Raw genomic sequence first — 21,279 nt, 5'->3', positions numbered from 1 at the left:
GAGGGTGCAATCAATTTATAGGCCTAAATAAGTATACGCCCAGTACATAAGGACAAATTGAAGTGGGATTCTAAGAAGTAAGATCCACTTTGGGATACCTGCTCCTTCCTTTTTGCCCTTCAACATATAGAGGTGTACCAATAGAAATATGGTCAACATTAATAAAATGCCGATAATGGAAACATTTTTGGTTGCAGGAAAGCATAGGCCTATGCCCAGAAGAATTTCGGCCAGTCCACTTAGGAATACCAAGAGCCTATGATGGGGCAAATACCTGGGCATTATTCTCAGGTATATTTTGGGAACCATAAAATGCATGATACCGGCAATGACATAAATAAATCCTAGAAGGTAAAGGTGCCAAGGGAAATCCATTGGGTAAAGATATAAATAAAAGAGGCTGAATTACCTAAGTAATTCAGCCTCTAAATTGTCTGTGAAAAATGATTATTTCACCATTTCATAACTTCTTTTAATGAATTTGGTAAGTTCCTCACCTTTCAATAGACCTTTGGACAAACGTGCCAGATCAAGGGACTGGTTAATGAGTCGCTCTTTCTTCTTGGTCGTTTTTGTGTTTAAAATCTCCGAAACCAACTCGTGATTTGTATTCACTACCAAATTGTACATTTCCGGCATATTTCCCATACCGAACATTCCACCACCGCCGGTTTGCTGCATTTCTTTCATACGCCTCATAAACTCAGGTTCCGTTATAATGAACGGAGAGGAGTTACTATCCATGGCCTCCAATTGAACGGTATAGCTTTTATTGTTGATGGCAGTCTCGATATCGGTTTTTAAGACTTCTTTCTCCTCATCGGACAGCTTGGAAATTTGGGTGTCCTCTTTTTTGATGAGATTGTCCAAGTGATCCGCATCCACACGTGCAAATGAAATTTTCTCCTTGGAGGTTTCCAGTTTCTGCATTAAATGCGATACTATAGGCGAATCCAACAGTAAGACCTCGAATCCTTTGGCCTTGGCAGCCTCTATATAACTGTGCTGTTCCTCCTTATTGGAGGCATAAAGGATTACTAATTTATCGTCCTTGTCCGTTTGGTTCGACTTTATTTTTTCCTGTAGTTCCTCAAAAGTATAGAAGGCGCCGTCCACAGTTGGGTACAATGCAAATTTATCCGCTTTTTCAAAGAACTTGTCTTCCGAAAGCATACCATATTCGATAACGATTTTGATATCGTTCCATTTTGCCTCAAAATCTTCTCTGTTATTTTTAAATAAAGAGCTTAATTTATCGGCAACTTTACGGGTGATATAGGTCGATATTTTCTTGACCGCACCATCGGCCTGCAAGTAAGACCTACTAACGTTCAACGGTATATCCGGAGAATCGATGACCCCTCTGAGCATGGTCAAAAATTCAGGGACGATTCCTTCCACGTTGTCAGTGACAAATACCTGATTTTGGTATAATTGAATCCTATCCTTTTGGGTATTTAAATCATTGGTGAGTTTTGGGAAATATAAAATCCCTGTAAGGTTAAAAGGATAATCAACGTTTAAGTGTATGTGAAATAAAGGTTCCTCAAATTGCATTGGGTAGAGTTCCCTATAGAATTCCTTATAATCCTCCTCCTTCAATTCCGTTGGCTGTTTGGTCCATGCCGGGTTGGGGTTGTTAATTATATTGTCTACCTCTTTTGTAGGTGCAGGGTCTTCTTCTTTTGCTCCTTCGGGTTTGGGAAGAGTTTCCGTTGTAGTCCCAAACTTAATCGGGATTGGCATAAACTTGTTGTATTTTCGAAGTAGTGTGCCAATCTTACCTTCTTCCAAAAATTCTGTGGAATCATCCGCGATGTGTAGGATTATTTCCGTACCACGGGTGGTTTTCTTGGCCTTTTTTAGGGTGAAATTGGGCGAACCATCGCAGATCCAATGTGCTGCAGGCTCGTCTTTATAACTCTTGGTGATAATTTCCACTTTGGATGCTACCATGAAGGCCGAATAAAACCCAAGTCCAAAATGGCCAATAATTCCTGAGTCCTTGGCAGAATCCTTGTATTTGTCCAAGAATTCTTCAGCCCCGGAAAATGCAATTTCATTGATGTATTTTTGTACTTCCTCCTCGGTCATACCTACACCTTCATCAATGATATGGATCTTTTTTCCCTCCTTATCGATCTTTACCTCGATAAGTGGATTTCCATATTCAACCTTGGCTTCTCCAATGGTGGTAAGGTGCTTAAGTTTTAAGGTTGCATCTGTTGCATTCGAAATAAGCTCCCGTAAAAATATTTCATGGTCGCTGTAAAGGAATTTTTTTATGAGCGGAAATATGTTCTCTACGGAAACATTGATCTTGCCTGTGGCCATACTTCTATATTTTTTAGTTTAACGACTTAACACTGTCAAAAAAAATACCATTGTTGGTGGAAGTGACAAACTGACATTTTTTAGGGGGTTGAAAATACTCCAAATGCCATTGTGTGTATTGAAATTCTCCCAATGGCCTTATGATCAATATCATTATATTCCAATATATTTTTATTTAAATTGGATGTAACTAAAATTATTTCCCATATTTTAGATTTTATAATAGAAAAAGAGGGGAGCCTTGGCTCCCTAATAACTTAATTTTCCAACAGATGTTCAATTCAAAAATAACGGGTCTTGGTTACTATGTACCAAAAAATGTGGTTACCAACGATGATTTGTCTAAAATAATGGACACCAATGATGCTTGGATTCAGGAGCGTACCGGTATCCAGGAAAGACGGCATGTTAAAAAAGGCGACGGGGATACCACTACCACTATGGGGGTTAAAGCGGCAAAGATTGCTATAGAACGCTCTGGAATAGATAAAAATGATATCGATTTCATTGTTTTTGCCACATTGAGTCCCGATTACTATTTTCCTGGTCCCGGGGTCTTGGTACAAAGGGATTTGGATATAAAGACCGTTGGAGCCCTGGATGTGCGCAACCAATGCTCTGGATTTATTTATGCCTTGTCTATTGCCGATCAATATGTAAAAACTGGGATGTATAAAAATGTTTTGGTAATCGGCTCCGAGCTACATTCCCATGGCCTTGACATGACTACCAGGGGTAGGGGGGTATCGGTGATTTTTGGCGATGGGGCCGGGGCTGCCATCGTAAGTAGGGAGGAAGACGCCCAGAAGGGCATTCTTTCCACCCATTTGCATTCCGAAGGACAGCACGCCGAGGAATTGTCCCTTATAGCACCAGGAATGGGAAAGCGTTGGGTAACGGATATTTTGGAGGATAATGACCCCAACGATGAGTCCTATTTGCCCTATATGAACGGCCCATTTGTTTTTAAGAACGCGGTGGTCCGTTTTAATGAAGTAATCATTGAAGGATTAAAGGCCAACAATCTTGAGGCAAAGGAAATAGATATGTTGGTACCACATCAGGCCAATCTGAGGATATCCCAATATATCCAAAAGAAATTCGGGCTAGGGGATGATCAGGTATTCAATAATATTATGAAATACGGCAATACTACTGCAGCTTCCATACCCATTGCTTTGACCGAAGCTTGGGAGCAGGGAAAAATCAAGTCTGGGGATTTGGTAGTGCTAGCCGCTTTTGGTAGCGGATTTACTTGGGGCAGCGCTATAATAAGGTGGTAAAGGATTCAAAATTATAATATACAAAAACAAAACCCGGAACATATGTCCCGGGTTTCTTTCATTGATAGACTATACTAAACACTAACCATTAACTATAAATATATAGCGTTATCAATGACCAAAATTTTTATATACACCTTAAAGTACGAATATTCCATTACCTTCTTACAAGTATTAACACACTTTAACTTCAATATAGCAGAGTGTTAACACCAATTTTTGGGTGCCGTTCTTTTTAAGAAATAAGCCAATAAATTCAAATTGCATTGCGGCTATAGGACTGGGGGAACTATGCCTTGAACAAAATAAGGGTTAATTATTTTATTATCAAAATATACCACTCACAACTTTATCTTAATTTCCTGTAAAACGACTTTAAATTGATAGCATTTGGTATTAATAAATACAAGTCTCAGGGAGTGGATTGTGAAATGTATGTTGTAGGGTGTGTGTTTAATTTGTTGTAAATCAGAATGTAAGAAGATTGTTCCTTGTGTTGGTTCCATATGCCTTGTTACACCTGTGTGAATTAGGGGTCAATTTGATGGACTGTTTTGAATCTGAAAATTATTTATAACGTATTGAGTTGCCTATCGATGAAAGGTTATTTGTTTCGACAAATGGTAAGCAAATATTGGGAAAGCATTTACAGTGGAAAATGGTACGATAAGAAAGGTGATTTGCCAACATTCAATTTGCAGGGCATATTCACATTTAAAACTAATGGCAAGTATTTATCGTTGGGCCTTGATGATATGAATTGTAAAATGCTTGAAATTTACTTTTAGTGGGAATGCCTTAAATTAATGGTATAAAATTGTAATTTTGTGGTTATGGAATTTTCATCTAAATTATTGGAAAATGCGGTCTATGAGATGTCCCAATTACCAGGTATAGGAAAACGTACCGCGCTGAGGTTGGTCCTACATCTCTTAAAACAGCCAAAGGAGCAAACCGCTAGATTGGCAAATGCATTGATCAATTTAAAGGACAATATCAAATTCTGTAAAAATTGCCATAATATTTCCGATGTGGAGGTGTGTGAGATATGTTCAAACCCCAGAAGGGACGAAAGTCTTGTTTGTGTGGTAGAGGATATTCGGGATGTGATGGCCATAGAGAATACAGGTCAGTTTTTAGGGTTGTACCATGTCCTAGGAGGGAAAATCTCCCCTATGGAAGGTGTTGGGCCCCAGGATCTGTCTATTTATTCCTTGGTGGACAAAGCAAAACGGGGAAAAATAAAGGAATTAATATTCGCATTAAGCTCTACTATGGAGGGGGATACCACCAACTTTTATATTTACAGGCAATTAGAAGGTCTGGACATAAAAACTTCAACCATTGCAAGGGGCATTGCGGTGGGAGATGAATTGGAGTATGCGGATGAGGTAACTTTGGGGAGAAGTATTCTGAATAGAATTCCGTTTGAGAATTCATTAAAAGTATAGGGGTTGTTAGTAAAAAGAATGAATAAAAATCAAAAATACGACCTTTTATTTGTTAGTTTTGCAATTTATTAATCATTACAAGTGTATTAAATAAGGATATGTCAAAATTTGAGCTAAAATTACCACAAATGGGAGAAAGTGTTGCAGAGGCAACACTTACCTCATGGCTGAAGGAAGTTGGCGATACCATAGAAATGGATGAAGCCGTTTTTGAAATAGCCACGGATAAGGTAGATTCTGAGGTTCCTAGCGAGGTAGATGGCATTTTAGTGGAGAAATTATTCAAAATAGACGATGTTGTTAAAGTAGGCCAGACCGTTGCCATTATAGAAATAAATGGAAGCGGATTAGAGTCTGATAATGAAGGGGATGGTCATAGTGTTTCTGTAAAGGATGATGTTTCGAACAAAGTGGTAGAGGAATTGGAAGTTGCGGTTTTGAGTGCCAAGGAAAGTACTAGCGCGCCGGTAATTGATTATAGTGGAACCGATCGTTTTTATTCTCCCTTGGTAAAAAATATAGCAAAGCAGGAGGGAATTACCTTGGCGGAGTTGGATACCATAAATGGCACTGGAAGTGAGGGTAGGGTAACCAAAAACGATATTTTGGATTATGTTGCTTCGGGCAAGGTGGGCCAAGGGCAGCCTTTTCAGGAGAAAAAGCAAGAGAATGCAATGCCTGTGGTAGAAATGGAGGAACAAGTTGCCAAACCTGTTCCCGACAAAAAGGAGGAAACAAAACAGGAGGAGGTTAAACCGACTTTGGAGAAGGAGCTGCCAATTAATGGCGACGAGCATATTCCTTTGACACGTATGGGTAAATTGATTGTCCAGCATATGACAGCAAGTGTTGCTACTTCGGCCCACGTGCAAAGTTTTGTTGAGGTTGATGTGACCAACGTGGTCAATTGGAGAAATAAGGTCAAGGATGCCTTTGAAAGAAGGGAAGGCGAGAAACTAACCTTTACCCCTATCTTTATGGAAGCGGTGGCCATTGCCTTAAAAAAGTATCCCATGGTGAATATATCCTTGGATGGCGATACCATCATAAAGAAAAAGAATATCAATATTGGTATGGCAGCGGCCTTGCCCGATGGAAATTTGATTGTTCCCGTGATTAAAAACGCCGATCAGTTAAATCTGGTAGGTATGGCCAAAGCGGTCAACGATTTGGCCAAGAGGGCAAGGAATAATGCGTTAAAACCAGAAGAGGTGAAGGATGGTACCTATACCGTTACCAATGTGGGTACCTTTGGTAGTGTTTTTGGTACGCCAATTATCAATCAACCACAAGTGGGTATATTGGCATTGGGGGCTATACGTAAAATACCCGCAGTAGTCGAAACCAAAGAGGGCGATTTTATAGCCATTCGAAGTAAGATGTATTTGTCCCATAGTTATGATCACAGGGTAGTGAACGGGGCTTTGGGAGGAATGTTTGTAAAGGCTGTAGCCGATTATTTGGAGGCCTGGGACGAGAATAGGGAAGTTTAATAAATCCCTGGGATTGATTTATTTTCCTTGTTATTTTTAATTATGCATTTTAGCATGGTTTGTTCCGCTGGTCTGTGGGGTTGTGTGTTTAATTCTGATGGATATTCTTGAATTTCCCTGCTTCTAAAAGGATTTTAAACATTTTGTGGGGCTATTTTTAGTCAAAACCTTTGTAAAAACTATCTTTGTATAAAGAACCTACAACATGCAATTAAAGCTTACAAGACCAATTTGTTTTTTCGATTTGGAGACCACGGGAACTAATGTTGCCAAGGATAGGATAGTGGAAATAGCTATTTTGAAAGTGTATCCAAATGGAAATAGGGAGAGCAAAACATGGTTGGTGAACCCGGAAATGGAAATCCCTGCCCAGGTAGTTGCCATTCATGGCATTTCCAATGAGAAAGTGGCCAACGAACCTACATTTAAACAGCTTTCCAAGGAAATTTACAAAATGATAAAGGATAGCGATTTGGGAGGCTATAATTCGGATCGTTTTGACATTCCTCTGTTGGCCGAGGAGATGCTCAGGGCCGAAATAGATTTTGACATGAAGAATACGGTTTCTGTGGACGTGCAGACCATTTTCCACAAAATGGAGAAAAGAACCTTGGAAGCTGCCTATAAGTTTTATTGCGATAAAGACCTTGTGGATGCCCATAGTGCTGAGGCCGATACCATGGCTACTTATGAAGTGCTATTGTCGCAATTGGACCGTTATCCTGAATTGGAGAACAATATTAAAAAGCTATCCGAATTTACTACTAGGAAACAAGCGGTTGATTTTGCGGGCTTTATTGTGTTGGATGAAGAGGGGGAGGAGATTTTTTCCTTTGGAAAGCATAAGGGCAAAAAGGTGCATGCTGTTCTGGAAAAGGAACCTGGGTATTTTGGTTGGATCTTAAATGCCGATTTTCCATTGTACACAAAAAAGGTTTTGACCCAAATAAAATTGAGCAAATTGAACAACAAATTGGGCTAAGGATTTGGTATAATGGTAGTTACCGATTTTCAAAAAGGTTACTTGCCCTACTTTTCCAAAACAAATGCCCAAAGTCAATTGCCGAACATCACTCTGTAATATGAAGATTATTTGCATTGGTCGCAATTATGTGGATCACATAAAGGAATTGAATAACGAGAGGCCTTCAGATCCGGTTTTGTTTATTAAGCCGGACTCGGCCGTTTTGCCTAAAGAACAGGATTTTTATATACCTGAATTTTCCGAAGATATACATTACGAAGTGGAAGTGTTGGTGAAAATTAAAAAAGTAGGAAAGCATATAGATTCGCGATTTTCACATAATTATTACGATGAGGTGGGTTTGGGAATCGATTTTACGGCTAGGGATCTACAATCTCGATTAAAGGAAAAAGGATTGCCTTGGGAAAAGGCCAAGGGTTTTGATGGATCTGCGGTTATAGGTAAATGGTTGCCAAAATCCAATTTTGATGATGTAAATAATTTAAATTTCCAACTTAAAAAGAACAATATAGTTGTTCAGGATGGGAACACCGGGTTAATGCTTTGGAAGATAGATGATATAATTTCCTACGCGTCTAGTTTTTTTACTTTGAAAAAGGGAGACATTATTTTTACCGGTACCCCTGCCGGTGTTGGTAGAATAAGTGCAAATGATTATCTTTCGGGTACATTGGAGAATGAACAAATGTTCTCATTAAATATAAAATAGATGATTTATAATCTGGACAAGATAAATGAAATGGCAGAAGGTGATGATGAATTTATTAAATCTGTCGTAGCTGTTTTTTTGGAAGAAGTTCCTCAGGATTTGGATGAACTTGAGAAAGCATTGGGGGTAAAAAATTATGATAGCGTATATAAACTGGCACATAAGATTAAACCTAACGTAGATTTATTGGGCATGGAACAAACCCGAGAAATAGCCCTTCAGATAGAGACTTTGGGAAAAAAGGTAGAGGATACTGAAGAAATTGAGCGTTTGGTGCCATTACTTAAAAAGGACGTAGATCAAGTGGTTTCAGAATTAAAAAATGACTTTAGAATTTAATGTTTGCTGAAATCATAACTATTGGCGATGAGATTCTCATTGGTCAAATTATAGATACAAATTCGGCCTTCATTGCCCAGGAACTAAATAAGATAGGGGTTTCCGTATATCAGATTTCTTCGGTACAGGATGAAAGGCTTCATATTCTCGAAGCTCTTAAGGAAGCGGAATCTAGAGCCGACATTATTATAATTACGGGGGGATTGGGCCCTACCAAAGATGATATCACCAAACATACGCTGTGCGAGTATTTCAATGATACCCTGGTGGAAAGCAAGGAAGTGTTGTCCCATGTGGAGGCTATCTTTAAAAAACACTTGGGAATACCTTTGTTGGAGGTCAACAAAAATCAAGCCTTGGTGCCTTCTACGGCCGATGTACTCCACAATGAATTTGGTACAGCGCCCGGTATGTGGTTAAAAAAAGATGGAAAGGTCTTCGTTTCATTGCCAGGTGTACCCTTCGAGATGAAAAATCTAATAACATCCAAGGTCATTCCTAGAATAGTACAAGAGTTTAAGCGGCCTTATATTGTCCATAAGACCATTATTACCTATGGGATGGGGGAAAGTTCGCTGGCCGATAGGATATCCTCTGTGGAGGACAATCTGCCCAGTATGGTAAAATTGGCCTATCTACCAAGTCTTGGGTCCGTTAGGCTTAGACTTTCTGCAAAGGGAAACAATAGTGAGGAGCTAAACTCCATGGTGGAGTTGGAGGCGGAGAAAATTAGAAACCTCTTGGGCGATATTGTCTTCGGTGAGGAGGGGGGAGAATCTGTAGAATCGGTGATTGCCCAATTATTGACAAAAAAAAGGATGACAATGGGTACGGCGGAGAGTTGTACCGGGGGTAAAATAGCCCAACAGATTACGAGTATGCCAGGTGCATCCGCCTATTTTAAAGGGAGTATTGTGAGCTATGCCACAGAAACCAAGATAGAGGTCCTTAAAGTTTCCAAAACAACTATTGAACAATTTTCAGTAGTGAGCGCGGAAGTAGCCATTGAAATGGCCACTAATCTGCGAAATATGCTGAAGACCGATTTTGCTATAGCCACTACTGGGAACGCAGGTCCAACAAAAGGAGACTCGGATGCGGAGGTAGGAACTGTGTTTATTGCAGTTGCTAGCCCCGAAGCTGTGGTGGTAGAGAAATATCATTTGGGGAGCCAGCGTGAAAGAATTGTGCAAAAGGCTGTAAATAAGGCTTTTGAAATGCTTCGAAAAGAAATTTTAAAATTCTGACAAAGAATTTTGTCCGTCCCATAAAATTAATTTAAATTTGCACCCTGTTTATAACAAAATAAAAGTAGAGAGATGTCAAAAGTTTGTGATGTTACTGGAAAGAGAGCCATGTTTGGGAATAATGTGTCCTTCTCGATTAATAAAACCAGAAGAAGATTTGATGTAAATCTTTCTAAAAAGCGTTTCTATATTCCAGAAGAAGATCGTTGGGTAACCTTAAAGGTTTCAGCCAAGGCGCTAAAGAGTATCAATAAAAAAGGAATTTCCGTTGTTTTAAAAGAGGCAAAGGAAAAAGGGTTAATTAAATAATCCTGAAATACTAAGATTATAATGGCAAAGAAAGGTAACAGAATTCAGGTTATTTTGGAATGTACAGAGCATAAGGAATCTGGCATGCCAGGTACTTCAAGGTACATAACCACTAAGAACAAAAAGAACACTCCAGATAGGATGGAAATTAAAAAATTCAATCCTATTCTAAAGAGAATGACAGTTCATAAAGAAATTAAATAATACGTCATGGCAAAGAAAACGGTAGCGAGTTTACAAACAAGTTCAAAAAGATTGACCAAGGCCATTAAAATGGTTAAGTCGCCCAAAACAGGTGCTTACACTTTTATGGAGTCTGTAATGAGTCCGGAAATGGTAAACGACTGGTTGAAAAAAAAATAATAACCTAAATTTATTGGTTATAAAGCTACTTTCTGATGAAAGTAGCTTTTTTATTTTTATATCTTTGATGAAAAGGAACATGCCAAAAATATGAGTTTATTTAAGAAAATATTTTCTGCACAAAAAAAGGAATCTTTGGACAAAGGTCTGGAAAAGACCAAGACCAATTTTTTATCCAAACTTAGTAAGGCGGTAGTTGGAAAATCCAAGGTAGATGATGATGTTTTGGATAATTTGGAGGAAGTATTGGTTTCCTCCGATGTAGGTGTAAATACCACTTTAAAAATAATAGACCGTATAGAAGCTCGTGTATCCAAGGATAAGTATTTGGGGGTAGACGAGCTTAATGTTATATTAAGGGAGGAAATAGCAGGATTACTGTCCGAAACCAATTCTGGATCAGAAACCGAGTTTACGGTTCCCTTGATAAGAAAGCCTTACGTAATAATGGTTGTTGGTGTCAATGGGGTAGGTAAAACTACCACTATAGGTAAATTGGCCTATCAATTTAAAAAACAAGGTTTAAAGGTAGTCCTTGGTGCGGCCGATACATTTAGAGCAGCCGCAATAGACCAACTTCAGGTATGGGCCGATAGGGTAGATGTCCCTATCATAAAACAAAATATGGGCAGCGACCCTGCCTCTGTGGCCTTTGACACCCTGAGTTCGGCACTTAAGCAGAATGCGGACGTGGTAATTATCGATACTGCGGGTAGACTGCATAATAAGGTTAATTTGATGAATGAATTGACCAAAGTGAAGCGCGTTATGCAAAAGGTGGTTGAAGGTACTCCTGATGAGGTCCTCTTGGTTTTGGACGGATCCACAGGGCAGAATGCCTTTGAGCAGGCAAAACAATTTACCAAGGCCACGGAAGTAACATCCTTGGCAGTGACAAAATTGGATGGTACCGCTAAAGGTGGTGTGGTTATTGGTATTTCAGATCAATTCCAGATTCCGGTAAAGTATATTGGGGTAGGGGAAGGAATGGAAGATTTGCAGGTCTTTAATAAGATTGAGTTTGTGGATTCGTTTTTTAGTGGAAAAGAATGAAGATAGTCCGTCGATTATTGAAAGGAATATTTTTTTTACTTCTCCTGTTGTTTATTGTTTATTTTTTAGGTCCCAAAGTAGATAGGCCTGTATTGACAATGGATTTGCCAGTAGTGGAAACGGATTTAAATATACTGAACAACAATCTTCTACAAAGGGAAAAGGAAAATACAAAAATTAAGATCAATAACGAATCGCGAATAATTTGGTACGATTCTATCCCTGGAAAAACAGAATATTCTATTCTTTATCTTCACGGTTGGTCCGCCAGTCATGAGGAGGGTGCGCCTTTGCACAGGGAATTGGGGCAAAGATATGGTGCCAATGTATACTTGCCCCGTTTGGAAGGGCACGGAGTCCGGGAAGAACAAGCAATGCTTCACCTAACGGCTACAGACTATTTTGATTCGGCAAAGGAGGCTTTGGCCATAGCAAAACGGATTGGAAAAAAGGTTATTGTTATGGGGACTTCCACTGGGGGTACCCTGGCACTTTATTTGGCCCAAGGGGACAAGGATATAGCGAGCCTTCTTTTGTATTCCCCAAACGTAAAGATCTACGACCCGTCGGCAGTATTACTGTCGGGGCCTTGGGGATTGGAAATAGCCAAAACCATTATGGATAGCGATTTTTATGAATCTGAAGCGGATTCTTTAAAAAATAGTTATTGGACAACAAGATACAGGGTAGAGGCATTGACGCAATTACAGGCCTTATTGGATGTAACAATGAAACCGGATGTCTTTCAGAAGATCCATCAACCCACTTTTTTAGGATATTACTATAAAAATGAGGAAGAACAGGATAAGGTGGTATCGGTCCCTGCCTTGTTGGAAATGTACGATGAATTAGGGGTAAAGAGCCATTTAAAGCGCAAAGTTGCGTTTCCACAAGTGGGTAACCATGTAATGACCTCTTATATAACATCAAAAGATCTGGAGTCCGTAAAAAGGGAAACCATAGGGTTCTTGGAAGAAGTGGTGCAACTTCACCCGGTCAAGTAAAGGTTTTGGGTTTCAATATAATTTAGTTGATTACGGCATTTATTTTTCCCCATAAATCATTATCAAAGGTAGATGGTCCCAATTCATCTTCATTGGCAGAATCGCCCATTCGTATAATTACCAATCCTTTACTGGGTACTACATATAGTTTTTGGTCAAAGGCACCTAGTCCGGCTATTAGGTCGTCCGGAGCATTGGGGATTAATTTGCCAGGGTATAGTTCTTCGGTACCGGGCAATCTAAAACTACTTTTTCCATTCAACCACCAGAGATAACCATAAGACTTGTTCAGTTCTTGGGAGGTCGTGGTCATGTTGGTGAAATAATTGGGATCGTCCAGAATTACGGTTTCGCCCCATATGCCTTTGTTCAGGTTCAGGAGTCCAAATCGGGCCATACTTCGGGCGTTGCTAAAGTACAGATTAAGATATCCTGTCTTTACCCAGGATCCCTGCATCCCAATCTTGTCACGGACCTTATTGTTAAAGTATTCCTTATACTCTTGATCAACAGCACCACTTAAAATATTGTCCAATAAGGTATAGGTGGCATTATGGTAGTACCAAAAGCTGTTGGGATCATCTTTGTAAATCAGGCATTCAGCATCAGTGCAAAAATTATTTTCTACGGTATAATCCAGCCCAGTTGTCATGGTGAGATGGTTTTTTACGGTAATCTGCGCCTCTTGCGCTGGGCTAAGGGAAGACCAACCCGTTCCCATATAGTCCGATGAGGGATGGTCCAGGGCAAGATGTCCCTCTTTTTGGGCAATTCCCACAGTAAAGGCGGTCAAAGTTTTGGCTGCCGAGTTCCAGGAGTGATTTTTTGTAGCGTTGAAACTTCCAAAGTATTTTTCCAGCACAATTTTTCCATCCTTCAATAAGATAAAGGCCTCTGTTTTATTTGTTTCCAGGAAGTCATACAGTGGTTGTTCCGCATTTGAATTCCAATCTAGCTCTTCCAGGGACACAGTTTTCCATTCGTCGGAATTTAAGGGTGGAAAATACAGGGCTTCCTCGGGTGGAATCGGGATTTGGTCATCATTGCCTTTGGAGCATCCCATTAAACTGCAAATCAGAAATAAACCGGAAATAAAAAGTTGGGTTTTCATAGGGCTTTATGAGTTAGAGCTCAATTGGTTATAAAGGTTTAACGTTAAAAGAATAAAAAAAGATATATTGGGACTACAATCTTTTTTCAAGTTGTACTTTTGCACTTTATTTGAAAAATATGCGTACTAAATCACTTAAGAAGAATAGGATAAATGTAGTAACCTTGGGGTGTTCCAAGAATGTGTACGATTCAGAGGTGTTGATGGGACAATTGAAGGCCAACAACAAGGAAGTCGTACATGAAGAGGAAGGGAATGTTGTGGTGATAAATACATGCGGTTTTATAGCCAATGCCAAGGAAGAGAGCGTAAATACCATTTTGGAGTACGTTCAAAAAAAGGAAGCCGGGGAAGTGGATAAGGTATTTGTTACAGGTTGCTTAAGTGAACGTTATAAACCTGATCTGCAAAAAGAGATCCCTAATGTGGATGAATATTTCGGAACCAGCGAATTGCCCAATCTATTAAAGGCCCTGGGGGCCGATTACAAGCACGAACTTATAGGGGAGCGATTAACGACCACGCCAAAAAATTATGCTTATCTGAAAATTGCGGAAGGATGTGATCGTCCCTGTTCTTTTTGTGCCATCCCCATCATGCGGGGCAAACACAAGAGTACTCCTATAGAGGATTTGGTAATGGAAGCTAATAAATTAGCAGCCAAAGGGGTTAAGGAATTGATCCTTATTGCCCAAGATCTTACTTATTACGGATTGGACCTTTATAAGAAAAGGAATTTGGCAGAATTGCTGAACGAGTTGGTAAAGGTAGATGGTATTGAATGGATTAGATTGCACTATGCTTTCCCTACCGGATTTCCTATGGATGTCTTGGAAGTGATGAAACGCGAGCCTAAGGTATGTAATTATCTGGATATTCCGTTGCAGCACATTTCCGATGCCATATTAAAGAGTATGCGTAGGGGAACAACCCAGGCCAAGACCACAAAATTGTTACAGGACTTTAGGGCTGCGGTACCGGAAATGACCATTAGGACCACCCTAATTGTAGGTTATCCAGGCGAGACAGAAGAAGATTTTCAAACTTTGAAAAGTTGGGTGGAAGCAATGCGCTTTGAAAGATTGGGATGTTTTACCTATAGTCATGAAGAAAATACGCATGCCTATAATTTGGTAGACGACGTTCCCGAGGAGGTGAAACAACAAAGAGCTTCGGAAATTATGGAGCTCCAATCACAGATATCATGGGAGTTGAACCAAGAAAAAGTGGGTAAAACTTTACGTTGTATAATAGATAGAAAGGAAGGCAAGTATTTTGTGGGTCGATCGGAGTTCGATTCCCCCGATGTGGATAACGAAGTCTTGGTGGATGCGGCAAAGCATTATCTGAAAGTAGGGGAATTTGTTGACCTTCATATTTTTGAAGCTGCGGATTTTGACCTTTATGGAGAGCCAATTCAAGGTTGATCTGTTAAAATTAAGTTCCAACTCGTTGTAGCAGCCATACGATAATAGGTCCATGACCCCTTTGGGGCCTATTGGTTACATTAGAATCTTGAACTGTTAGTTCTAGCCTGTAAGTGGGAAATACGTCACTTTTTTTCATATTTTAGTCGAATAATAAACTTTAATATGAATCGCAGATCCTTTATTGCAGGAGCAGCCACAGCTAGTGTTGCAACAATCTCGTTGGCCAACACCGTGCCAATGGAAATTCCAAAAAAAGAAAAAAGATACCAAAATGGACAGAGTCCGTGGCCCATTTGTTTGGATACGGCGACCATAAGACCTGCCGAGGGTTTGGAAAAAAAGGTAGAGATTGCCATAGCTGCTGGTTACGATGCCATAGAACCATGGGACAGCGATTTGGAGGAATACGAGAAGAGTGGCGGCGATCTTAAAAAATTAGGCGCTAAAATAAAGGAAGCCGGATTGTTTGTGCCCAGTATGATAGGCCTGTGGGGTTGCATTCCCAGGAATGAGGAAGAGTTTCAAAAATCCTTACCAGCTACCAAAAACAGAATGAGAATGGCATCTGAAATAGGTTGTACCTATGTACAGGCCATACCCAATCAGGTGGGGGATAATTACGATGTTGGATTTGTTGCTTCTTGTTACCGAAGGTTATTGGAAATAGGAATTAAGGAGTATAATGTAATACCGGCTTTGGTATTTGTAAAGATGTTCCCTCTCAAGACCATGGGCCAGGCATCCGCTGTTGCCCTTGACGCCAATCACCCCGAAGCCAAAATAATACCCGATGTATATCATATGTATATTTCGGAAGGAGGTTTTGAAGGGTTAAGGCTTTTGAACGGTGATATATTTGCCATTTTTCAATTTAACGATGCTCCCAAAGGAATGGAAATGGCCGATATGGAGGATAAGCATAGGGTTTTTCCAGGTGACGGAATTTTACCGTTGCCACAAATATTGAAAGACCTTAAAAGCACAGGTTTTAACGGTTGTATTTCCTTGGAGCTGTACAATCCGGAGTACCACAGTATGGATTTGTTGGAGGTGGCCAAGACCGGCTTACAAAAGACCTTGAAAGTTATTAAAGAGGCGGGAGTTTAGCCTTTTTCCGCATCGGTAAAACAAATGGCTTGTCGTAAAAGGTGATTCGTATTCCCAAGAGTAAAATAATACCGCCTAAAATCATTTGTAGGGTAATTAACTCGTTGAGGAATATCCAAGCCAAGATGGCGGCCAAGATGGCCTGCGCCAATAGACTTAGGGAGACTCTTGTGGCTCGCATATGTTGGGTGGAATAGCTTATGGACAACCATGCCAATAACTGGCAGACCAATCCTTGGATAAACAGTACGAACCAACCAATATTTGAGAAGCCTGTAAAAGGCTCGTCCAGGGCATAGGACAGGATTCCTAAAAACAGGGAAGAAGATATTAGGCTTAGCGTCATAAAATTTACTATGGATGTCTTGGTCAGGACTTCTTTACTGATTAGAATATAGATGGCGTAGAACACCCCGGACAATAATCCAAAACTAAAGCCAATATCAAAAGAAAATTGGGCAAAGAATTTAAATCCGACCAAGGTGATCATCCCTAAGAGGGCAATTACGGTACCTATCCAAAAATTAATGGAAGGTTTAGGTTTTAAAAAGAAAAATGTACCGATGCCTACCCAAACCGGAGATAGGTTTGTCAGGAACGACGCTTGTGTGGCCGTGGATTCCTGAATGGCAATATTCCATACTGCCACGTCAGATCCAAAACATATTCCGCAAATAATAGTAAGCAATAATGTGCGCAGATCCGGGATTTTCAATTGTTTGGTAAATAGAACATAAGGCAAGATTATGCTTAGCGCGATAGCCATACGATAGAAGGCGGAAATAAGGCCCGGAGTATAATTCAGTTTCACCAATACCGGGAATATGGAAATACAAACTATTCCGGTAATTAGGGCAATACGAGGTTTTGTTATCATTTTTGAAAAATGGACAAAAATAGAAAATTGGCAGAATTGTTGTTACCCATATCCTTGTAAAATCATTATAATATTGATACCCCTAAATAATTACAAATTCAGATCCCGCGCAAGCTTGGTTTTGTAGGCCATTTATTATGCCATTCCGGATATAGTTGTCCATTTTGGTAATCTTTTCTTGTGCGGCCCTGGGATGTCCGTTAGGAGACTTTTAAGTGGCTTTGCCCAAAAACCAAACCGTAATTCCTCGTACAACAAGCCCAATAAATTTTTTCCATATTGGTTTTTTGTAAAGGGGGGGGCAAAATTTAAGGCTGTCATTGTCGTTGTTTTCTTGCTATTTCCAGATGATAGATCTCTCTGCCCAATTGAGCCAAAAACGGAAGTGCTATATCTTCGTATTCATAGGAGTTATCGTTAAAGATTTTATTTTTATTGGCCAAAAGAGTGGCAGTAAGTATAAATTCCACATTATTTTTACGGTCCCATATATAGGCACAATCCGTCACTGTGCCATAGGCATTGCCTACTTTATTGTATATTTTGAGATATTCTGGTATGGTATCCCTGGTATCTCCGAACATAAAAAACTTGCAATAGCCGTCATAATACTCCATGTCATCGTACCCCAAATCTCTAGGAGGGTCACTCATGGCCTTCATGAGAAAACTATGTTGGTCGGGGCTAAGGTTGAATCGCTCACTTTTCGGGAATTGCTCCGGGAAAACTATCCTTTTTAAAACCTCGTTCTGGGCACTAATTGGAAAATAATTTTTTAAGTTAAAATCGAAGGGTTCCTTAATTAGGGTATTTTCTTCATAATGGGCCGTACCTTTTTTTATCCTGTTCAGGGCCAAGGGAACAGCAGGTTTGTTTACGCTCGGTTTTAACCAGCTTAGTGTAGTGTCGTTTAGGAAGACAATAAGTGGTTTTGTAGTTACTTCAAAAGCATTTTCCGTTGAAAGTCGATGGGAGATTCTCACCGGTGCAATACCCTTGTCCTTTAAACTCATGTTTATTCGGTCCTGTCCCAAAAATTCGAAAAGTCGATTATTGGCTTCATTGTCACTTACGGCAAAAATCTTGATAATTTCGTTGGCAAATGTTGTTTCAATGGAATCACCTTCCACATAAAACCGGGTGTAGCGGTCCAAGGAGTCCATTTCATTCAGTTTTTCTAGGGCAAGTATGGCGGTTAGGGTTTTAACCGTGCTTGCCGGGTAGAAGTAGTTGCTGTCGTTAACCTGAAAATTGAAATCAGTAAAAATTATACTGTCCCTATTCCGGTCAATTCGGGTATATCTTGCTTGCAGCTCATATTGGTCCAAGCTATCCATAACCTTTCTTATTTTGGAATTGTTGGAGGCCAGGGCTATTTTTAATAGGTCAGGATCCTCAGTATGGTGGGTACATGAGAAAAATAGGGTCGTTATTGGGAAAATGAAAATTAAGAATCTACTGCCCATGGGTTCTTTATATGGATTTAAGCTAGTCTATTGGAGTATAGACTTCACCGCGATGAGGCCTTAAGGCGTCCCTGACGGCAATCATCTGGGATTCGTTTACCACTAGAAATGCTATGGAGTGCATATTGGTAATGTCTGCACTTCCCGTAATGTTCAAGGTCATATTTTGGGTCAACACATATTCTTTAAGATGTATTTCATGATGTTTTGCTGTTTTTTGGGCCGCTTCACCCCTAAAATCCCAAATGAGTTTTATTTGTCTATCCGTCATGGAATAAAATTAATGATAAAAGCAATAATAATAGCAGTAAACCTTCCGATAAATGCTGGAGGATTTTATTGGGAAATGAGGACTTGCATAATGCTGCTTAATTGCTAAATTTGCGGAATGGATTTTTGTCAATTAAAGCTGGAAAAAGTATCAGTGTTTTTAGTAAGTGTAGTATTGTTATGCACTTTTATATCCTGTGATTCGCTTTTTAATAAGAAGGAAGACAAAATTCCTGTGGCCAGGGTAGGGGATACATATTTGTACAAGGAAGACCTAAAAGAGTTACTTTTGACCAATATGTCCAAAGCGGACAGTACCTCTTTGGTGAACAACTATATTAACAATTGGGCTTATAAGCAGCTGTTGCTTTCCAAGTCCAAAATAAATCTACCCGAGGAGAAGCTGGAGCATTTTGAGCAATTGGTATCCAATTATAGAACGGATTTGTACACGGGTGCCTATAAGGAGGCACTGGTACTACAATCGCACGATACGGCTATAACCCGTAACCAACTCACCGAGTTCTACGAACGCGAAAAGGAAAATTTTAAGCTTAAGGAACGGATAATACAGTTACGGTTTGTGGAATTGCCCACGCAATTCTTGGACAAGGATGTGGTTGCTAAGAAGTTAAAGGATTTTAAGGAGTCCGATAAACGCTATTTGGATTCTATAAGTGTGCAATTTAGAAAAGTGAATTTTAACGATTCTATTTGGGTAAATGTTTTTCGGGTAATGGAAGAGATTACTCCCTTAACTAATGAAAATCAGGACAAGTACTTAAAAAAATCACAATTTTTTGAATTACAGGACTCTTTAGGGGTATATTTGGTGAAGGTAAACGATATGTTGGATATCAACGATATTGCTCCCCTTACTTATATTGAACCTACCATTAAACAACTGCTTTTAAATAGAAGGAAGTTGGATTATATGAAAAAATTGGAGGTAGAGGTAATGGATGAAGCTATTAAAGAAAAAGAATTTGAAGTTTATGAACAAGGTAATTAAAACAGGTTTTTCCCTTTCTATTTTATTTTTGACAGGGATAATAAGTGCACAGGAATCGGAAGGTATGCCGGACACCCAGGTAGAACCGCAAGAGGTGAAGGTAGAGGAATCAATGGTTTCCAAGAACGATACTGTCAACAATTTTAAAAGAATTAAGTTGGACGGGATAGCTGCTGTGGTAGGGGATTATGTAATCCTGGAATCGGATATTGAAAAAACTTTGATAGATCTAAAGAGCCAGGGGGCTTCCACTGCCGATGTAACAAGATGTAGCCTTTTAGGTAAGCTAATGGAGGATCGTCTGTACGCGCATCAGGCTGTACAAGACAGTATTTTGGTTTCGGATGATGAGGTAAATGCCCAAGGGGATCGACAATTGCAACAATTGGTTTCCCAAATTGGTTCTATGGAGAAAGTATTAAACTATTATAAAAAGGATGATGAGATCAGTTTTCGTGAAGAACTGTACAAGATTAACAAGTTGAGAATGCTTTCCGAAAAAATGCAGAACAAGATTGTTTCGGAAATAGAGATTACCCCGGAGGAGGTAAGACAGTTCTTTAATAAGATCCCGGTAGATGAGAGACCGATCTTCGGTGCAGAGTTGGAAATAGCCCAGATTGTAAAACAACCCAAGGCATCCGAAGAAGAAAAGCAAAAGGTTATAGATAAACTAAATGAAATTAGGGCAGATATTCTGGAGAACGATGCCAGTTTTAGTGTAAAGGCAATTCTCTACTCCCAAGGACCGTCAAAGTCCAGTGGTGGACTTTTGGGAAGTATCACCAAAGAGTCGGGATATGTTAAGGAGTTTAAAGATGTAGTATTTAGTTTAAGGGAAGGGGAAATTTCGGAACCTTTTGAAACAATGTTTGGATACCACATTGTGTTTGTTGAAAAAATTAGAGGTCAGGAAAGAGATGTGCGTCATATAATTATGATGCCGGAAGTTTCCCAAAAAGAATTGGATAAGGCGAAAAATGAATTGGATAGTATTAGGCAGGGGGTGCTGGACGGTAAATTTAGCTTTGCAGCTGCAGCTCTGAACTTTTCCGATGAAAAGGAAACCAAGTTTGATGGGGGACTATTGAGAAACCCACAGGATTATAGTTCCCGTTTTGAGCTTACCAAAATGGAACCATCGCTCTATAACCAGGTGAGGGATATTAAGGACAATGAAATTTCCATGCCCATCTTGGAAAATGATCCTAGGGGAGGAGCTCCCAAGTACAAGATTATGAAAATCACCAATCGTTATGATGAGCATGTTGCCGATTTTGCAAAGGATTATATAAAAATCCAGGAATTGGCACTTAGGGAAAAGCAGTACAATGCCATTAAAAAATGGATGGACGAACATATTGAAGATACCTATGTGAGTGTTAATTCCGCGAATAAAGAATGTGATTTTGCAAATAATTGGGTAAAGGAATAAA

General features: G+C 39.6%; 22 protein-coding genes. 16 read left to right on the top strand and 6 right to left on the bottom strand.

Annotation, left to right across the window (positions count from 1 at the left end):
• Nucleotides 1-15 precede the first annotated feature (15 nt).
• Complete coding sequence (locus tag C7972_RS21065; protein ID WP_110358142.1) at nucleotides 16-375, bottom strand: MauE/DoxX family redox-associated membrane protein; 360 nt, start codon at nucleotides 373-375, stop codon at nucleotides 16-18.
• Between the two features lie 72 nt (nucleotides 376-447).
• A complete protein-coding gene (htpG, locus tag C7972_RS21060) occupies nucleotides 448-2,334 on the bottom strand; it encodes a molecular chaperone HtpG (protein ID WP_110358141.1) in 1,887 nt (628 codons plus the stop codon).
• A 272-nt stretch (nucleotides 2,335-2,606) separates the two neighbouring features.
• On the opposite strand from htpG, the gene C7972_RS21055 reads away from it, so the two are divergent.
• From C7972_RS21055 to C7972_RS20995, 12 genes are all read left to right on the top strand, one after another.
• Nucleotides 2,607-3,617 (top strand): 3-oxoacyl-ACP synthase III family protein, encoded by a 1,011-nt coding sequence (locus C7972_RS21055; RefSeq protein ID WP_110358140.1) that lies wholly within the window; start codon nucleotides 2,607-2,609, stop codon nucleotides 3,615-3,617.
• Between the two features lie 833 nt (nucleotides 3,618-4,450).
• Nucleotides 4,451-5,068, top strand: a complete 618-nt coding sequence (gene recR, locus C7972_RS21045) for a recombination mediator RecR (RefSeq protein ID WP_110358138.1) — start codon at nucleotides 4,451-4,453, stop codon at nucleotides 5,066-5,068.
• A gap of 98 nt (nucleotides 5,069-5,166) precedes the next feature.
• Entirely contained in the window at nucleotides 5,167-6,561 is a 1,395-nt protein-coding gene (locus tag C7972_RS21040) for a dihydrolipoamide acetyltransferase family protein (RefSeq protein WP_110358137.1), read from the top strand.
• 205 nt (nucleotides 6,562-6,766) lie between these two features.
• Nucleotides 6,767-7,543 carry a 3'-5' exonuclease gene (locus tag C7972_RS21035; RefSeq protein WP_110358136.1) on the top strand — a complete coding sequence of 259 codons (777 nt, stop codon included), beginning with the start codon at nucleotides 6,767-6,769 and terminating at the stop codon, nucleotides 7,541-7,543.
• Nucleotides 7,544-7,643: 100 nt separating this feature from the next.
• Nucleotides 7,644-8,255 (top strand): fumarylacetoacetate hydrolase family protein, encoded by a 612-nt coding sequence (locus C7972_RS21030; protein ID WP_110358135.1) that lies wholly within the window; start codon nucleotides 7,644-7,646, stop codon nucleotides 8,253-8,255.
• Entirely contained in the window at nucleotides 8,256-8,594 is a 339-nt protein-coding gene (locus C7972_RS21025; protein WP_110358134.1) for an Hpt domain-containing protein, read from the top strand.
• The gene (locus tag C7972_RS21020) at nucleotides 8,594-9,841 is read left to right on the top strand and encodes a competence/damage-inducible protein A (RefSeq protein ID WP_110358133.1); all 1,248 of its coding nucleotides are present in this window, start codon (nucleotides 8,594-8,596) and stop codon (nucleotides 9,839-9,841) included. Before C7972_RS21025 ends, C7972_RS21020 begins: the two co-directional genes overlap by 1 nt.
• Nucleotides 9,842-9,913: 72 nt before the next feature.
• The gene (gene rpmB / locus C7972_RS21015; protein ID WP_031444792.1) at nucleotides 9,914-10,150 is read left to right on the top strand and encodes a 50S ribosomal protein L28; all 237 of its coding nucleotides are present in this window, start codon (nucleotides 9,914-9,916) and stop codon (nucleotides 10,148-10,150) included.
• A 21-nt stretch (nucleotides 10,151-10,171) separates the two neighbouring features.
• Entirely contained in the window at nucleotides 10,172-10,354 is a 183-nt protein-coding gene (gene rpmG / locus C7972_RS21010; protein WP_031444791.1) for a 50S ribosomal protein L33, read from the top strand.
• Nucleotides 10,355-10,360: 6 nt separating this feature from the next.
• The gene (locus tag C7972_RS21005) at nucleotides 10,361-10,513 is read left to right on the top strand and encodes a DUF4295 domain-containing protein (RefSeq protein WP_110358132.1); all 153 of its coding nucleotides are present in this window, start codon (nucleotides 10,361-10,363) and stop codon (nucleotides 10,511-10,513) included.
• A 90-nt stretch (nucleotides 10,514-10,603) separates the two neighbouring features.
• The gene (gene ftsY, locus C7972_RS21000; RefSeq protein WP_110358131.1) at nucleotides 10,604-11,566 is read left to right on the top strand and encodes a signal recognition particle-docking protein FtsY; all 963 of its coding nucleotides are present in this window, start codon (nucleotides 10,604-10,606) and stop codon (nucleotides 11,564-11,566) included.
• A complete protein-coding gene (locus C7972_RS20995; RefSeq protein ID WP_110358130.1) occupies nucleotides 11,563-12,570 on the top strand; it encodes a carboxylesterase in 1,008 nt (335 codons plus the stop codon). The genes ftsY and C7972_RS20995 overlap by 4 nt, the downstream gene beginning before the upstream one ends.
• Before the next feature lie 22 nt (nucleotides 12,571-12,592).
• Here C7972_RS20995 and C7972_RS20990 read toward each other — a convergent pair whose 3' ends face one another.
• The gene (locus C7972_RS20990) at nucleotides 12,593-13,681 is read right to left on the bottom strand and encodes a serine hydrolase (protein ID WP_110358129.1); all 1,089 of its coding nucleotides are present in this window, start codon (nucleotides 13,679-13,681) and stop codon (nucleotides 12,593-12,595) included.
• A 119-nt stretch (nucleotides 13,682-13,800) separates the two neighbouring features.
• Here C7972_RS20990 and rimO point away from each other — a divergent pair, with 119 nt between their 5' ends.
• Complete coding sequence (gene rimO / locus C7972_RS20985; protein ID WP_110358128.1) at nucleotides 13,801-15,108, top strand: 30S ribosomal protein S12 methylthiotransferase RimO; 1,308 nt, start codon at nucleotides 13,801-13,803, stop codon at nucleotides 15,106-15,108.
• A 165-nt stretch (nucleotides 15,109-15,273) separates the two neighbouring features.
• A complete protein-coding gene (locus tag C7972_RS20980; protein WP_110358127.1) occupies nucleotides 15,274-16,218 on the top strand; it encodes a sugar phosphate isomerase/epimerase in 945 nt (314 codons plus the stop codon).
• Here the strand turns inward: C7972_RS20980 and C7972_RS20975 are convergent.
• From C7972_RS20975 to C7972_RS20960, 3 genes are all read right to left on the bottom strand, one after another.
• Nucleotides 16,199-17,095 (bottom strand): DMT family transporter, encoded by an 897-nt coding sequence (locus C7972_RS20975; RefSeq protein WP_110358126.1) that lies wholly within the window; start codon nucleotides 17,093-17,095, stop codon nucleotides 16,199-16,201. The two genes, C7972_RS20980 and C7972_RS20975, sit on opposite strands and share 20 nt — an antisense overlap.
• A gap of 317 nt (nucleotides 17,096-17,412) precedes the next feature.
• Nucleotides 17,413-18,561: a serine hydrolase gene (locus C7972_RS20965; protein WP_110358124.1), complete on the bottom strand. Its 1,149-nt coding sequence runs from the start codon at nucleotides 18,559-18,561 to the stop codon at nucleotides 17,413-17,415.
• Nucleotides 18,562-18,583: 22 nt separating this feature from the next.
• A complete protein-coding gene (locus C7972_RS20960; protein WP_110358123.1) occupies nucleotides 18,584-18,832 on the bottom strand; it encodes a hypothetical protein in 249 nt (82 codons plus the stop codon).
• Nucleotides 18,833-18,949: 117 nt separating this feature from the next.
• On the opposite strand from C7972_RS20960, the gene C7972_RS20955 reads away from it, so the two are divergent.
• Both C7972_RS20955 and C7972_RS20950 read left to right on the top strand, forming a co-directional pair.
• On the top strand, nucleotides 18,950-19,843 hold the full coding sequence (locus tag C7972_RS20955; protein WP_110358122.1) for a peptidyl-prolyl cis-trans isomerase: 894 nt from the start codon (nucleotides 18,950-18,952) through the stop codon (nucleotides 19,841-19,843).
• Nucleotides 19,827-21,278, top strand: coding sequence for a peptidylprolyl isomerase (locus C7972_RS20950; RefSeq protein ID WP_110358161.1), 1,452 nt, complete (start codon nucleotides 19,827-19,829; stop codon nucleotides 21,276-21,278). The genes C7972_RS20955 and C7972_RS20950 overlap by 17 nt, the downstream gene beginning before the upstream one ends.
• The last annotated feature ends 1 nt before the right edge of the window (nucleotide 21,279 follow it).

It is taken from the genome of Arenibacter sp. ARW7G5Y1 (assembly GCF_003201775.1).
Taxonomy (GTDB): Bacteria; Bacteroidota; Bacteroidia; order Flavobacteriales; family Flavobacteriaceae; genus Arenibacter.
This window is presented reverse-complemented; position numbering and strand designations above follow the sequence as displayed.